14 protein-coding genes are annotated in these 13,760 nt (G+C 73.7%); 8 read left to right on the top strand and 6 right to left on the bottom strand.

Features of this window, described 5'->3' with window-relative positions:
* Positions 1-61: 61 nt before the first annotated feature.
* Positions 62-1,276 carry an alpha/beta hydrolase gene (locus ACIRST_RS21830; RefSeq protein ID WP_402803672.1) on the top strand — a complete coding sequence of 405 codons (1,215 nt, stop codon included), beginning with the start codon at positions 62-64 and terminating at the stop codon, positions 1,274-1,276.
* Between the two features lie 78 nt (positions 1,277-1,354).
* On the opposite strand, the gene ACIRST_RS21825 is transcribed toward ACIRST_RS21830, so the two are convergent.
* On the bottom strand, positions 1,355-2,344 hold the full coding sequence (locus tag ACIRST_RS21825; protein WP_350523972.1) for a WYL domain-containing protein: 990 nt from the start codon (positions 2,342-2,344) through the stop codon (positions 1,355-1,357).
* A 101-nt stretch (positions 2,345-2,445) separates the two neighbouring features.
* Between ACIRST_RS21825 and ACIRST_RS21820 the strand changes: the two genes are divergently transcribed.
* A complete protein-coding gene (locus ACIRST_RS21820; RefSeq protein ID WP_396549499.1) occupies positions 2,446-3,024 on the top strand; it encodes a TIGR03086 family metal-binding protein in 579 nt (192 codons plus the stop codon).
* A 161-nt stretch (positions 3,025-3,185) separates the two neighbouring features.
* Here the strand turns inward: ACIRST_RS21820 and ACIRST_RS21815 are convergent, their stop codons facing one another.
* Positions 3,186-4,199 (bottom strand): aldo/keto reductase, encoded by a 1,014-nt coding sequence (locus ACIRST_RS21815; RefSeq protein WP_402803668.1) that lies wholly within the window; start codon positions 4,197-4,199, stop codon positions 3,186-3,188.
* Positions 4,196-4,702, bottom strand: a complete 507-nt coding sequence (locus ACIRST_RS21810) for a MerR family transcriptional regulator (RefSeq protein WP_396549501.1) — start codon at positions 4,700-4,702, stop codon at positions 4,196-4,198. The genes ACIRST_RS21815 and ACIRST_RS21810 overlap by 4 nt, the downstream gene beginning before the upstream one ends.
* A gap of 158 nt (positions 4,703-4,860) precedes the next feature.
* Between ACIRST_RS21810 and ACIRST_RS21805 the strand changes: the two genes are divergently transcribed.
* Complete coding sequence (locus ACIRST_RS21805; protein ID WP_350523968.1) at positions 4,861-5,691, top strand: serine hydrolase domain-containing protein; 831 nt, start codon at positions 4,861-4,863, stop codon at positions 5,689-5,691.
* Between the two features lie 88 nt (positions 5,692-5,779).
* Here ACIRST_RS21805 and ACIRST_RS21800 read toward each other — a convergent pair whose 3' ends face one another.
* Entirely contained in the window at positions 5,780-6,556 is a 777-nt protein-coding gene (locus ACIRST_RS21800; protein WP_350523967.1) for a pirin family protein, read from the bottom strand.
* 207 nt (positions 6,557-6,763) lie between these two features.
* Between ACIRST_RS21800 and ACIRST_RS21795 the strand changes: the two genes are divergently transcribed.
* The 5 genes from ACIRST_RS21795 (at position 6,764) to fabF (ending at position 11,801) form a co-directional block, all read left to right on the top strand.
* On the top strand, positions 6,764-7,960 hold the full coding sequence (locus tag ACIRST_RS21795) for a helix-turn-helix domain-containing protein (protein WP_350523991.1): 1,197 nt from the start codon (positions 6,764-6,766) through the stop codon (positions 7,958-7,960).
* Positions 7,961-8,051: 91 nt separating this feature from the next.
* Complete coding sequence (locus ACIRST_RS21790; protein ID WP_350523966.1) at positions 8,052-9,002, top strand: ACP S-malonyltransferase; 951 nt, start codon at positions 8,052-8,054, stop codon at positions 9,000-9,002.
* Positions 8,999-10,030, top strand: coding sequence for a beta-ketoacyl-ACP synthase III (locus ACIRST_RS21785; protein ID WP_350523965.1), 1,032 nt, complete (start codon positions 8,999-9,001; stop codon positions 10,028-10,030). Before ACIRST_RS21790 ends, ACIRST_RS21785 begins: the two co-directional genes overlap by 4 nt.
* A 79-nt stretch (positions 10,031-10,109) precedes the next feature.
* Positions 10,110-10,352: an acyl carrier protein gene (locus tag ACIRST_RS21780; protein WP_189918130.1), complete on the top strand. Its 243-nt coding sequence runs from the start codon at positions 10,110-10,112 to the stop codon at positions 10,350-10,352.
* Positions 10,353-10,535: 183 nt separating this feature from the next.
* The gene (gene fabF / locus ACIRST_RS21775; protein WP_350523964.1) at positions 10,536-11,801 is read left to right on the top strand and encodes a beta-ketoacyl-ACP synthase II; all 1,266 of its coding nucleotides are present in this window, start codon (positions 10,536-10,538) and stop codon (positions 11,799-11,801) included.
* Positions 11,802-11,864: 63 nt separating this feature from the next.
* Here the strand turns inward: fabF and ACIRST_RS21770 are convergent, their stop codons facing one another.
* Positions 11,865-12,359: a DUF3145 domain-containing protein gene (locus tag ACIRST_RS21770; RefSeq protein WP_402803665.1), complete on the bottom strand. Its 495-nt coding sequence runs from the start codon at positions 12,357-12,359 to the stop codon at positions 11,865-11,867.
* 365 nt (positions 12,360-12,724) lie between these two features.
* Complete coding sequence (locus ACIRST_RS21765; RefSeq protein WP_402803663.1) at positions 12,725-13,750, bottom strand: NADP-dependent oxidoreductase; 1,026 nt, start codon at positions 13,748-13,750, stop codon at positions 12,725-12,727.
* Between the last annotated feature and the right edge of the window lie 10 nt (positions 13,751-13,760).

Raw genomic sequence — 13,760 nt, 5'->3', positions numbered from 1 at the left:
CTTATCGCACCCTCCGGGCACCGCCCGAGAAACGGTGACGGGCCCCAAGGGAGTTGGTGCGGTGCGCAACCGTCGACGCTGGAAGCGGGTACTGATCGGAGCGTTCGCGGGTTGCGCCGTGCTCGCCGACGCCGGCGCCTCGGCCGCCGCGGCCGCGGTCTCCTCCGAGCAGCTGGCGATCTCCACGCCCCCGGCCGGCAGCGCCGCCTGGATCCAGGACCACTCCTTCGGCCACGCCCTGCCCGACCCGGCCACCACCAGCCCGGCCGCCGCCGCGGAGTTCTTCGCCTCGCTCGCGCCCACCGAGCTGGACCGGCTGATCCAGCAGTACCCGCTGGTCGTCGGCAACTACGACGGCGCCCCGCTGGACCTGCGCTACCGCGCCAACCGGATCGCCCTGGCCGTCGAACGCGACACCGCCCGGACCCGCGCCGCGGACCGCAAGCTCGACTCCGACACCCGCGCGCTGGCCGTCTCCCGCGCCAACGACGTCGAGCACCTGCTCGCCCCCGGCCGGCAGATCCTGGCCTTCGACCCGCGCGGCCGCGGCCTGGTCACCGAAGTGTGGGGCGACCTCGCCGACGCCGAGCGGATCTCCGTCCTCGTCCCCGGATCGGACGCCGACCTCGGCCACTTCGACCAGACCGCCGAGCCGCTGCGCTCCCCGGCCGGCATGGCCCGCGCCCTGCACGCCGAGGAGCAGCGCCAGGCCCCGGGCACCCGGACCGCCGTGATCTCCTGGACCGGCTACGTCACCCCCTCCGGCCTCGGCCCGGACGCGGCCACCTCCCGGCTCGCCGACGTCGCCGCGCCCCGGCTGGAGCGACTGCTCGCCGGACTCAAGGAGACCACCCGGCCGGACGCGCCCCCGTCGCTGCTCTGCCACTCGTACGGCTCGGTGGTGTGCGGCACCGCCGCCCCGAAGGTCCTCCGCGCGGCCGCCTCGCCGTCCGACACCTCGGGCATCACCGACATGATGGTGTTCGGCTCCCCCGGCATGGGCGTGCAGAGCGCCGCCGACCTGGGCACCGGCGTGCACGTCTGGGCCGCCCGCAACCCCAGCGACTGGATCGGCAACGTCCCGTTCCTGGAGGTCGGCAAGCTCGGCCACGGCGCCGACCCGACCGGCAGCGGCTTCGGTGCCGAGCAGATCTCCTCGGCCCGCGCGGTCGGCCACAACGGCTACTTCACGGACGGCACCGACAGCCTGCACAACTTCGCGGCGATCTCGCTCGGCCACTACCGGGACGTGGTCCGGACCGAGCCCAACTCCTAGTCGCAGCCCGCCGTGGCCGGTCCCGGTCACCGTCGGCCCCGGTCACGACGACGGGGCCGGCGACGGCGTCCGACCCGGCTACGACGACTGGTCCTGGTACAGCCGCAGGGCGTCCGCCGCCGCCCGGGCCAGCTCGCGCCGCGCGGCCGGCGGGGCCAGCACCTCGACGTCCGCGCCGAAGGCCAGCAGCGACCGGACCGCCGCCGGGGCCGGGAAGGCCATCGCCACCTCCACCCACTCCTCCGCCGCCCCGGCGCCCGCCTCCGGCGGCTGCACGGTGACCCGGCCGCCGTGGATGCGCAGGAAGAGGTCCAGCCGCCCGCGACGCACCCGCACCCGCACCGGCAGCTCCTTGGGGAGCCGCTCGACCTGCTCGCGGAGCACCGCCCACACCTCGCCGAGCCCGACCCCGGCCCGACGCCGCACCGCCTCCTCGGCGGTCTCGGCGGTCAGCACCCGGTCGGCCCGGAACAGCCGCGGCTCGCCGTGCAGATCGGCCACCAGGTACCAGACCGAGGCCTTGCTCACCAGCCCGTACGGGTCGACGGTGTACTCCACCGGCGCGGGCGTCCCGCTGTGCCGGTAGCGCAGCCGCAGCCGGCGGTCGGCGAAGACCGCGTACTGCAGCTCGCCCAGGTCCGGGCCGGACGCGGCGGCGGACGCGGCGCCCTGCATCCAGCGGGCCGGGTCGACCAGGATCCGCTCGCTGATCCGCTCGGCGGCCGGGCGGTGCGGGGCCGGCAGCGCCGCCATCACCTTGCGCAGCGCCGAGCCGAGCGCGCCGTCCAGCCCGAGGTCGCTGTGCGCACCCTGGGCGGAGAGCACGAACAGCGCCCTGGCCTCGTCCGCGGTCAGGCCGGTGACGTCGGTGCGGTAGCCGGGCAGCAGGCCGATGCCGCCGTGCCGCCCGCGCTCGGTGAACACGGGCACGCCGGCGGCGGAGAGCGACTCCACGTCGCGGTAGACGGTGCGGACGGACACCTCCAGCCGCTCGGCGAGTTCGGTGGCGGACACCCGGCCGCGGGTCTGGAGCAGGAGGAGGATGGAGAGCAGGCGGTCGGCCTTCATACGACAAGAATCCCAGTAATCCTGACGGCAGTTGTCAGGTTTTACTGGGAGATTGCGTTCCGAGCCCGAAAGACCGACCCACCACGGGGAGTTGACCGCACGTGAACGCCGTCCAGGACGCCCGCCCGCAGTACCTGCTCGCCCTCGCCCAGCTGGAGAAGCTGTTCGCCGCCGTCACCCCGGCGGACCTCGACCGGCCCACCCCCTGCAGCGAGTTCACGCTGCGCCGGCTGCTGAACCACGTCGTCGGCGGCATCCACCGCTTCGCGTACATGGGTGAGGGCGGCCGCGCCGAGGACATCGTGCCCGCCATCGAGGACCCGTCGGACGAGGGCTGGCCGGCCGCGCTCGCACGGGCGGCCGGCCGCGCCACCGCCGCCTGGGCGGACGACGCCAAGCTGGGCCGCCCGACCTTCGCCCCCTGGGGCGAGGTGCCCGGCGGGATGGTGGTCGGCGGCTACGTGATGGAGGCGGTGACCCACAGCTGGGACATCGCCACGGCCCTGGACAACGGCTTCGTGCTGGACGAGGGGCTCGCGCACACCGCGCTGGCCGTCGCCGAGATGGTGCTGCCGCCCGAGAGCCGGGTCGAGGGCGTCCCGTTCGCCGAGGTGCAGCCGGTCGCCGAGGACGCCGACATCCACGCCCGGCTGGCGGCCTGGATGGGCCGCACGGCCTGAACCGCGTGACGGAGCGGGCCCGGGGAGCCACCGACTCCCCGGGCCCGCCCGGCTGTTCCGTCCCGGGCCGCGCCGCCCGCACGGACCGACGAGGACCGCGCCGGACCGCGCCGACCGACGAGGACGACGCCGCCCGCTCGGACTTCGCCGGCCGCCCGGGACTACTCCCGGCCGACCGAGGTGAAGCCCATGTCCGCGTAGCGGTCCCCCGCCACCCGGCCGGCCACCGGCTCCAGCAGCGCCAGCTCCTCCGCGTCCAGCAGCAGCGTCGCCGCAGCGGCGTTCTCGGCGAGGCGGCTGCGCTTGCGGGTGCCCGGGATCGGCACCACGGTCAGCCCGTGCACCTCCGCCCGCTGGTGCACCCAGGCCAGCGCGACCTGGGCCAGGGTCACCCCGCGCGACGTCGCGACCTCCCGCAGCGGCGCGAGCAGCTCGCCGTTGGCCGCCGCGTTGTCGCCGGTGAACCGCGGCTGGGTGCGGCGCACGTCGTCCGCCGCGAGCTGCTCGGCGGCCTGGAACGAGCCGGTCAGGAAGCCGCGTCCGAGCGGCGAGTACGGCACGAAGGCGACGCCAAGCTCGGCCGCGGCCGGCACCACCGTGCGCTCGACGTCACGGGCGAACACCGACCACTCGGACTGCACCGCCGCGATCGGGTGGACCGCGTGCGCCTCGCGCAGCTCGGCGCCGGTCACCTCGGACAGGCCCAGGTGGCGCACCTTGCCGGCCTCGACCAGCTCGGCCATGGCGCCGACCGAGTCGGCCAGCGGCACGGCCGGGTCACGGCGGTGCATGTAGTAGAGGTCGATCTCGTCCACGCCGAGGCGGCGCAGCGAGGCGTCCACGGCGGCCCGGATGTACGCGGGGTCGTTGCTGATGCCGCGGTAGCCCGGGTCCTCCTCCTTGCGCAGGAGGGCGAACTTGGTGGCGAGCACCACCTTGTCCCGGTTGGCCCGGACGAAGGGGCCGATGAACTCCTCGTTGCGGCCGTAGCCGTAGGCGTCGGCGGTGTCGAACAGGGTGACCCCGGCCTCCAGCGCGGCGGCCAGGGTGGCCAGCGCCTCGTCGGAGTCGGTGGGGCCGTAGAACTCGCTCATGCCCATGCAGCCGAGGCCCTGGACGCCCACCAGCGGGCCGTCGGTGCCGAGTTCGGCGGTGGGAAGGACGGGGTGAGTCATGCGCTCTGCTCTTCCTCTACACGGTTGTACTGGCATCGGACCGGGGCGCCGGTGGTGTCGACGGTCTTCCCGGCATAGAGATCGATCTTGTAGTCGAGGACGGCGAGGGTGGCCTGAAGGTCGGCGATCCTCTGCCGGACCTCCTCGCGCTGGGCCTCCAGCAGGCGGCGTCGCCCCTCGTAGGTCCGCTCGCCCTCGCGGGCCATGTCCACGTACTTGAGCATGTCCGCGATGGACATGCCGGTCAGGCGCAGCCGGCCCAGGAAGGCCAGCCGGTACAGGTCGGCGTCGCAGTAGCGGCGCTGCCCGCCGACCGCGCGGTCGACCGGGTCCAGCAGGCCGATCCGCTCGTACCAGCGCAGGGTGTGGGCGGTCAGGCCGCTCGCCGCGGCGACCTCGCTGATGGTGTGCCGAGGTGTGCGGTCCGGCTCCCCGCCCGGGGCCCGGTTGAACACTTCGGAGCAGCTGCGCAGGTCGATCTCGACGCGTGCGGGTGTGGCCATCGAACGTTTCCCCCTGTCCTGTGCGACGGGAACGACGCTACCGAGTTGGAGTGCACTCCAAGCAAGCCGGACGGGCCCGGCAGCCTGGTGCGCGCACCACCCGGCTGGGACCGGGGTGCCCCGCCGCCCCGCGCCGGCCCCGACTACAGTCGGGACCCATGGAGAGCTTGCGCGTGATCGAGAACTGGCCGGTGCCCCACGCCGCGGCAGCGGTGGTCCGGGGGGCGGACGGCGCGGTGCTGGGGGCGCACGGGCCGCAGCAGCACCTCTTCCCGCTGGCCTCGGTGACCAAGCTGCTCACCTCCTACGCGGCGCTGGTCGCGGTCGAGGAGGGCGTGTTCGAACTGGACGACCCGGCCGGGCCGCCCGGTGCGACCGTCCGCCACCTGCTCGCGCACACCTCCGGCCTGGGCTTCGACGAGGACCGGGTGTTCGCCGAGCCCGGCAACCGCCGGCTCTACTCCAACGCGGGCTTCGACGCGCTGGCGCGGACGCTGTCCGAGGCCGCCGGGATCGAGTTCTCCCGCTACGTCGCCGAGGCGGTCTTCGAGCCGCTGGGCATGACCGACACGCTGATCAACACCGCGCACAAGTCCCCGGCCGGCGCCGGCGGCCTGTCCACCGTCGCCGACCTCGCCCGGTTCGCCGCCGAGCTGCAGGCGCCCAAGCTGCTGGACCCGTCCACCGTCCTGCGGGCCACCCGCGAGGTCGCCTTCCCCGGCACCGGCGGCGTGCTGCCCGGTTACGGCCACCGCCGCCCGAACGACTGGGGCCTCGGCTTCGAGATCCGCGACGGCAAGAGCCCGCACTGGACCGGCACGGCCAACTCGCCCGCCACCTTCGGCCACTTCGGCCAGTCCGGCACCTTCCTGTGGGTCGACCCGCAGGCGGGTGCGGCCTGCGTCGCGCTCACCGACCGGGACTTCGGCCCGTGGGCGGTCGAGGCCTGGCCGGCCTTCTCCGACGCGGTCCTGGCCGAGCTCCGCTAGGCCCGCGGCGTAGGCGCCCGCCGCTCGCGGCCCGGCGCGCCGAGGCCCAGGCTCCGGGGCCCAGGCTCCGGGGCCCGGGTTCCGGGGCTCAGCCGTACGAGACCGGCGAGTGCATCTCCCACAGCAGGAGTTCCGCGCCGGCCTCGCCCGCCGTCGGGGCGGCGAAGGCGTCGCCGGTGATCCGCACGCTGTCGCCCGGGGCCATCGAGCGGCCGCCGCCCTTGGGCCCCGGGACGGTCCGGTAGCCCAGCGCCCCGGCCGTCAGGTGGGCGTACCGCCACGGGGCGGCGGGCAGTTCCGGCAGCGGCTGCCACGGTCCGGCGCTCACCAGCCACAGCGCGGCGTCGCTCCGGCGCAGCCGCAGGGCGTGCGTCCCGGCGTCGCGCTCCAGGCCGGAGGCGAGCAGTGTCAACCCGCCGTCCGCCGGTTCCACCTGGCGCAGCCCGTACGCGGGCGCCGCGTCGAACTCGTCCGGCTGGAGCCACATCTGGACGAAGCGGACCGGACCGGTGGCGCCGCCGACGTTGCGCTCGGTGTGGGTGACGCCGGAGCCGGCGCTGAGGTGCTGGACCATCCCGGGCCGGACCACCCCGCCGTGGCCGTGGGAGTCCCGATGGGCGAGCGCGCCCTCCAGCACCCAGGTGAGGATCTCGGTGTCCCGGTGCTTGTGCTCCTCGAACCCGGCGCCGGGGGCGAGGAGTTCCTCGTTGCACGCGAGCAGCGCGCCGAAGTGCGTGTTCTTGGGGTCGTAGTGGCCGGAGAAGGAGAACGCGTGGCGGGTCTCGACGCCCTCGGCCGGAGCGGAGCGGTAGCGCTCGGCGGTGCGGCGCAGGTCGGCACGGGGGCGGTCAGCGGCTTCGGTCACGGCCCCCACCGTAACGGGTGTGACCCTTGCCACCGCGCCGCTGCGCCGGGGGGTGTGCACGAGCAGTCACTCACGTGAGGCAGTCTTGTCCTTGTGCCAGCCGCATCCGCGAACTCCAAGAGCGAACCCAGTCCCGCCGTCGAACCCACCGGGAAGAGCCCGGCTCCCCGGACCGCCCGCGACCGTCCCGGCCGCCCCGCGCCGCGCCTGACGGCCCAGGAGCGCAGAAACGCCGCCGAGCGGGCCGAGCGCCGGGCCGCGACGCTCAAGCGGCTGGAGAAGTCCTCGGGCAAGCTGGCCACCGCCGCGATCGCGCGGATGGACGACGAGCTCGGCTGGTACCGGCGGATGCCGCCGGAGCACCGGTCCTGGATCGGCCTGGTCGCCCAGGCCGGCATCGCCGCCTTCACCGAGTGGTACCGCCACCCCGAGGCCGCCCGGGCGATCTCCACCGACGTCTTCGGCACAGCCCCGCGCGAGCTGACCAGGGCGATCACCCTGCGCCAGACCGTCGAGCTGATCCGCACCACGATCGAGGTGATGGAGGAGGCCATCGAGGAGGTGGCCGCGCCCGGCGACGAGGCGGACATGCGCGAGTCGGTGCTGGTCTACGCCCGGGAGATCGCCTTCGCCACCGCCCAGGTGTACGCCCAGGCGGCCGAGGCGCGCGGCGCCTGGGACGCCCGGCTGGAGGCACTGGTGGTCAACTCCCTGCTGTCCGGGGACGCCGACGAGGGCGTGCTCTCCCGCGCCGCGGCGCTCGGCTGGGGGCAGCCCAGCCAGGTCCGGGTGGTGATGGGCAGCGCGCCGGACGGCGACAGCGAGCTGGTGGTGGAGGCGATCCGCCGGGCCGCCCGGTACGCCAAGCTGAACGTGCTGACCGGGGTGCTGGGCAAGCGCCTGGTGGTCGTGGTCGGCGGCGAGAAGGAGCCGGTGCACGCCGCCCGGGCGCTGATCGGCCAGTTCGCGCCGGGGCCGGTGGTGGTCGGCCCGACCGTGCCCGACCTGCTCTCCGCGACCCGTTCCGCGCACGCCGCCGCGGCCGGTCTGCGCGCCTGCGCGGCCTGGCCGGACGCCCCCCGCCCGGTGCTGGCGGACGACCTGCTGCCCGAGCGGGCGCTGGCCGGCGACCAGGCCGCCCGCCGCCAGTTGGTGGAGGAGATCTACACACCGCTGGACGAGGCGGGCTCGGCACTGCTGGAGACGCTGAGTGTCTACCTGGAACAGGCCTCTTCCCTGGAGGGGGCGGCCCGGATGCTCTTCGTCCACCCCAACACGGTGCGCTACCGGCTACGACGTGTGACCGACGTCACGGGGTACGCCCCCTCCGACGTACGTTCGGCGTTCACTCTGCGGATCGCACTGGCCCTCGGCCGGCTGACCGCCGCCGGGGAGCCCGGCTGAGCCGGAGTGTAGGGACCATACAATCCCGGATGGTTTTCTTCGTTACCGTCGCCTACCCGCCCCTGGGCGCCTGGCGAGAGAGGGTTGAACCGTGCTCGTAATCGTCGCCCCTGGACAGGGTGCCCAGACCCCCGGTTTCCTCAGCCCCTGGCTGGAGCTCGACGGTGTCGCCGACCGCCTCCGCGGCTGGTCGGAGGTCGCCGGGCTCGACCTGGTGCACGCCGGCACCGAGGCGTCCGCCGAGGAGATCAAGGACACCGCCGTCGCCCAGCCGCTGCTCGTCGCGGCCGGCCTGGTGACCGCCCGTGAGCTGTTCCCGGACGAGGACGCCGCCCGCAAGCTGGTCGGCGCCGTCGCCGGCCACAGCGTCGGCGAGATCACCGCCGCCGCCGGCGCCGGTGTGCTCAGCGCCCGTGACGCGCTGACCTTCGTACGCGAACGCGGCCGGGCCATGGCCGCGGCCGCCGCCGTCACCGAGACCGGCATGACCGCCGTGCTCGGCGGCGATCCGGAGGTCGTCGCCGCGAAGCTCGCCGAGCACGGCCTGACCGCGGCCAACAACAACGGCGGCGGCCAGATCGTCGCCGCCGGCACGCTGGCCCAGCTGGAGACGCTGAAGGCGGACCCGCCGGCCGGCGCCAAGCTGATCGCCCTGAAGGTGGCCGGCGCGTTCCACACCGAGCACATGGCCCCGGGCGTCGAGCGGCTGGCAGAGCTGGCCCCGACCCTGACCGCGGCCGACCCGCTGGTCCGCTACGTCTCCAACAAGGACGGCGCGGTCGTGGACTCCGGCGCCGAGGTGCTCGCCCGCCTGGTGTCGCAGGTCTCCAACCCGGTCCGCTGGGACCTCTGCATGGAGACCCTCGGGCAGCTGGGCGCGACGGCCGTGATCGAGCTGTCCCCCGCGGGCACCCTCACCGGCCTGCTCAAGCGCAACCTCAAGGGTGTGGCCACGCTCGCCCTCAAGACCCCCGCCGATCTGGACAAGGCCCGCGAGCTCGTCGCGGAGCACGGCGGTCAGGACCAGGAGATCCAGGCATGACGAAGCCGCAGATCCGTCCCGCCACGGGTGCGCAGTACTCGCGCATCCTCGGCGTCGGCGGCTACCGCCCGGTCCGGGTGATCCCCAACGCCGAGGTCCTGGAGTGGATCGACTCCTCGGACGAGTGGATCCGCACCCGCAGCGGGATCGCCGAGCGCCGCTGGGCCGGCCCGGACGAGTCCGTCGCCGAGATGTCGATCCAGGCCGCCGGCAAGGCCATCGCCCAGGCCGGGATCTCCCCCGACCGGATCGGCGGCGTGATCGTCGCGACCGTCTCGCACCTCAAGCAGACCCCCGCGATCGCCACCGAGATCGCCGAGCGGCTCGGCTGCGGCACCGCCCCGGCCTTCGACATCTCGGCCGCCTGCGCCGGCTTCGGCTACGGCCTGGGCCTGGCCGACGGCATGATCCGCGGCGGCAACGCCGAGTACGTCCTGGTCATCGGCGTCGAGCGGCTCAGCGACCTGACCGACCAGTCGGACCGCTCGACCGCCTTCATCTTCGGCGACGGCGCCGGCGCCGCGATCGTCGGCCCGTCCGACACGCCCGGCATCGGCAAGCTGATCTGGGGGTCGGACGGCTCGCAGGCCGACCTGATCGCCCAGACCGAGGCCTGGGACACCGCGTTCGCCAAGCCCGACGCCGTCAACGGCGCGGGCGAGGAGACCAAGTGGCCGGCCCTGCGGATGGACGGCCAGCCGGTCTTCCGCTGGGCGGTCTGGGAGATGGCCAAGGTCGCCCAGCAGGCGCTGGACGCCGCCGGGGTGACCGCCGACCAGCTCGGCGCGTTCATCCCGCACCAGGCCAACATGCGGATCACCGACGCCATGATCAAGGCCCTGAAGCTGCCGGAGTCGGTGCCGGTCGCCCGTGACATCGCGGAGACCGGCAACACCTCCGCGGCCTCCATCCCGCTCGCGATGGAGCGCATGCTGGAGACCGGCGAGGCCCACAGCGGCGACCTGGCGCTGATCATCGGTTTCGGGGCGGGTCTCGTGTACGCCGCGGCAGTCGTTACGCTCCCCTAGGCGCGTTTCGCCCACTGATCCACAAGCCTGTGTCCGACCGCCGGTCGGACACGATCAACACTGAAGAGGAGCAGCCAGTATGGCTACCAAGGACGAGGTCCTGGAAGGTCTCGCCGAGATCGTCAACGAGATCGCCGGTATCCCGACCGAGGATGTCGCGCTCGACAAGTCCTTCACCGATGACCTGGACGTCGACTCGCTGTCCATGGTCGAGGTCGTCGTGGCCGCCGAGGAGCGCTTCGACGTCAAGATCCCGGACGACGAGGTGAAGAACCTGAAGACCGTGGGCGACGCTGTGGACTACATCCTCACCAACGCCTGAGCGATCGACTCGTTCGACTCGGTCAGTCCGTCCGGCGTCCCGCACGCCTGCGACGGCTGACCTGTCGGCCCGGCTCACCGAGCCCGGCCGACCCGCCGGCCGGGACGCCCCACCGGGGCGCCCGGCCGGGCCCATCCTCGGCTCCCGCCGACCCCCCGCACAACGTGAGAGAAGAAGAAACCAGTGACCGCTGAAAACCGCACCGTGGTCGTCACGGGTATCGGCGCCTTCACGCCGCTGGGCGCCGACGCCGCCAGCACCTGGGAGAACCTGGTCGCCGGTAAGTCCGGTGTGGCGGCCCTGACCGAGGAGTGGGCCGAGGAGCTGCCGGTGAAGATCGCCGCGCGCACCGCCGTCGAGCCCGGCGAGATCCTGCCCCGCCCGCTGGCCCGCAAGCTGGACCGTTCGGCCCAGTTCGCCGTGATCGCCGCCCGCGAGGCCTGGGCCGACGCCGGCTACGAGACCCCCGCCACCGACGAGTCCTCCAAGCTCGCCCCCGAGCGCCTCGGCACCGTCATCGCCTCCGGCATCGGCGGTGTCACCACCCTCCTCGACCAGTACGACGTGCTGAAGGAGAAGGGTGCCCGCAAGGTCTCCCCGCACACCGTCCCGATGCTGATGCCCAACTCCCCGGCGGCCAACGTCGGTCTGGAGGTCGGCGCCCGCGCGGGTGTGCACACCCCCGTCTCCGCCTGCGCCTCCGGCGCCGAGGCGATCGGCTACGCGATCGAGATGATCCGCACCGGCCGCGCCGACGTCGTGGTGGCCGGCGGCACCGAGGCGGCGATCCACCCGCTGCCGATCGCCGCGTTCGCCAGCATGATGGCGATGTCCAAGAACAACGACGACCCGCAGCACGCCTCCCGCCCGTACGACAAGGCCCGTGACGGCTTCGTGCTGGGCGAGGGTGCCGGCGTGGTCGTCCTGGAGTCCGTCGAGCACGCCGAGGCCCGGGGCGCCCGGATCTACTGCGAGGCCGTGGGCCAGGGCCTGTCCTCGGACGCCCACCACATCGCCCAGCCCGAGCCGACCGGGGCGGGCGTGGCCCGCGCGCTGGCCGACCTGTTCGAGCGCAACGAGCTGGACAAGGCCGAGATCGCGCACGTCAACGCGCACGCCACCTCGACCCCGCAGGGCGACACCGCCGAGCTGAAGGCGCTCCGCAAGGAGCTCGGCGACGACCTCGACCACATCGCCGTCTCGGCCACCAAGTCGATGACCGGCCACCTGCTGGGCGGCGCCGGCGGTGTCGAGACCGTCGCCACCGTGCTGGCCCTGTACAACCGCCTCGCCCCGCCGACCATCAACGTCGACGAGCTGGACGACGAGGTGGACGCGGACATCGTGCGCGGCGAGGCCCGCAAGCTGCCCGAGGGCCGGATCGCGGCGCTGAACAACTCGTTCGGCTTCGGCGGCCACAACGTGGTGCTGGCCTTCCGCACCCGCTGACGCCCGCGACGAAGGGGCCGGCGCTCTCCGCGAGCGCCGGCCCCTTCGTCGTGCCCACCGGTCTCAGACCACCTGGTGCAGCCAGCGCACCGGCGCGCCCTCGCCCGCGTAACGGAACGGCTCCAGCTCGTCGTCCCAGGGCTTGCCGAGCAGCCGGGCGATCTCGGCCTCCAGGTCGGCGCCCTCGCTGCGGGCGCGCAGCAGGACGGCGCGCAGCCGGTCCTCGGGGATGAGGATGTCGCCGTGGATGCCCGTGACGGCGTGGAAGATGCCGAGCGTGGGCGTGCTGCTGTACCGCTCCCCCTCCGCCGTGGCGCAGGGCTCACTGGTCACCTCGTACCGCATCAGCTGCCAGCCGCGCAGCGCGGAGGCGAGCTTCGAGGCCGTGCCGGGCTCCCCCTGCCAGGAGAGTTCGGCACGCCAATGCCCGGGTGCGGCCGGCTGGCGGATCCAGTCCAGGCTCACCCGCACATTGAGCACCCCCGCGACGGCCCACTCGACGTGCGGGCACAGCGCGCGGGGCGCGGAGTGGATGTAGAGAACTCCACGTGTCGTCACCGGGACCTCCAGGCTGTGGACGAGGGTCGCCTTCCCCAGCTGCCTCGTGCCTGCAGTTGATCCACAGTTACCCACGTTTGCCGACATTAAGCCACTAAATTGAGCAAAACGGACAGGCTTTCGCTCAATGCTAGTCGAATCCTCAACGAGGTCTACCCCTCGGCCGGATCTCTCCCCCGAACGGCCCCATCGCCAGGCGGGACCACCGTACCGCGCCGCCCCGCACCGTGGCTGACGCACTTTCGGATCCGGCCGGAATGCGGTAGTGCGGCCGGTCGCCCTGCGCCCGACTGCGAACCTTCCACGACGAACCGCCTCGCACGCCCGGTCGGGGCGGCGGGGCGGTCGGCGGTCGTGACGGTGCGTCAGCCGTCCAGGCGGACGACCATCTTGCCGGTGTTGGCGCCGCGCAGCAGGCCGAGGAAGGCGTCCACCGTGCTGTCGATGCCCTCGGTCACCGTCTCGCGGTACTTGAGCTCACCGGAGCGCACCCACGCCGAGACCTCCTCGACGAACTGCGGCTGGAGGTCGTAGTGGTCGCCGACGAGCAGGCCCTCCATCCGGAAGCGCTTGGCGATGATCTGCGCCAGGTTGCGCGGGGCCGGGGTGGGCTCGGTGGCGTTGTACTGCGAGATCATGCCGCACACCGCGATCCGGCCGTGCAGGTTCATCACCTCGATCGCCGCCTCAAGGTGCTCGCCGCCGACGTTGTCGAAGTAGACGTCGATGCCGTCGGGGGCCGCCGCCCGCAGTTGGTCGACCACCGGGCCGTTCTTGTAGTTGAACGCGGCGTCGAACCCGTACTCCGCCACGAGGAGCTCGACCTTGTCGTCCGAGCCGGCGGAACCGATCACCCGCGCCGCGCCCTTCAGCTTGGCGATCTGGCCCACGATGCCGCCCACCGCGCCGGCCGCGCCGGACACGAACACCACGTCGCCGGCCTTGATCTCCGCGATCCGGGTCAGCCCCGCGTACGCGGTGAGCCCCGGCATGCCGAGGACGCCGAGGTAGGTGGAGAGCGGCGCGGCGGCCGGGTCCACCTTGACGGCCGTCCGGGCGTCGAAGGTCGCGTACTCGCGCCAGCCGAAGAAGTGCAGCACGTAGTCGCCCTCGGCGAAGCCCTCGGCCTGCGAGGCGACGACCCGGCCGACCGCCCCGCCCAGCATCGGCTCGTTCAGCGCGTACGGCTCGGCGTAGGACTTGCGGGCCGACATCCTGCCCCGCATGTACGGGTCCACCGAGAGGTAGGCGTTGCGGACCAGGATCTCGCCCGGGCCCGGGGTCCGGACCGGGGCCTCGACCAGGGCGAAGTCGGTCGGCACCGGCCAGCCCTCGGGGCGGGCGGCGAGGTGCCATTCACGGGCGGCGGCGGGGGTGGTCTGCTCTGCCATGGGTGGCGCT

Origin of the sequence: Kitasatospora sp. NPDC101447 (assembly GCF_044767225.1) — a bacterium.
GTDB lineage: Bacteria > Actinomycetota > Actinomycetes > Streptomycetales > Streptomycetaceae > Kitasatospora.
This window is presented reverse-complemented; position numbering and strand designations above follow the sequence as displayed.

Coding starts and splice junctions, on each gene's coding strand:
- ACIRST_RS21815 (WP_402803668.1), bottom strand. CDS start 4,199: ATGACTCACCCCGTCCTTCCCACCGCCGAACTCGGCACCGACGGCCCG.
- ACIRST_RS21765 (WP_402803663.1), bottom strand. CDS start 13,750: ATGGCAGAGCAGACCACCCCCGCCGCCGCCCGTGAATGGCACCTCGCC.
- ACIRST_RS21785 (WP_350523965.1), top strand. CDS start 8,999: ATGACGAAGCCGCAGATCCGTCCCGCCACGGGTGCGCAGTACTCGCGC.
- ACIRST_RS21780 (WP_189918130.1), top strand. CDS start 10,110: ATGGCTACCAAGGACGAGGTCCTGGAAGGTCTCGCCGAGATCGTCAAC.
- ACIRST_RS21810 (WP_396549501.1), bottom strand. CDS start 4,702: ATGGCCACACCCGCACGCGTCGAGATCGACCTGCGCAGCTGCTCCGAA.
- ACIRST_RS21825 (WP_350523972.1), bottom strand. CDS start 2,344: ATGAAGGCCGACCGCCTGCTCTCCATCCTCCTCCTGCTCCAGACCCGC.
- ACIRST_RS21805 (WP_350523968.1), top strand. CDS start 4,861: ATGGAGAGCTTGCGCGTGATCGAGAACTGGCCGGTGCCCCACGCCGCG.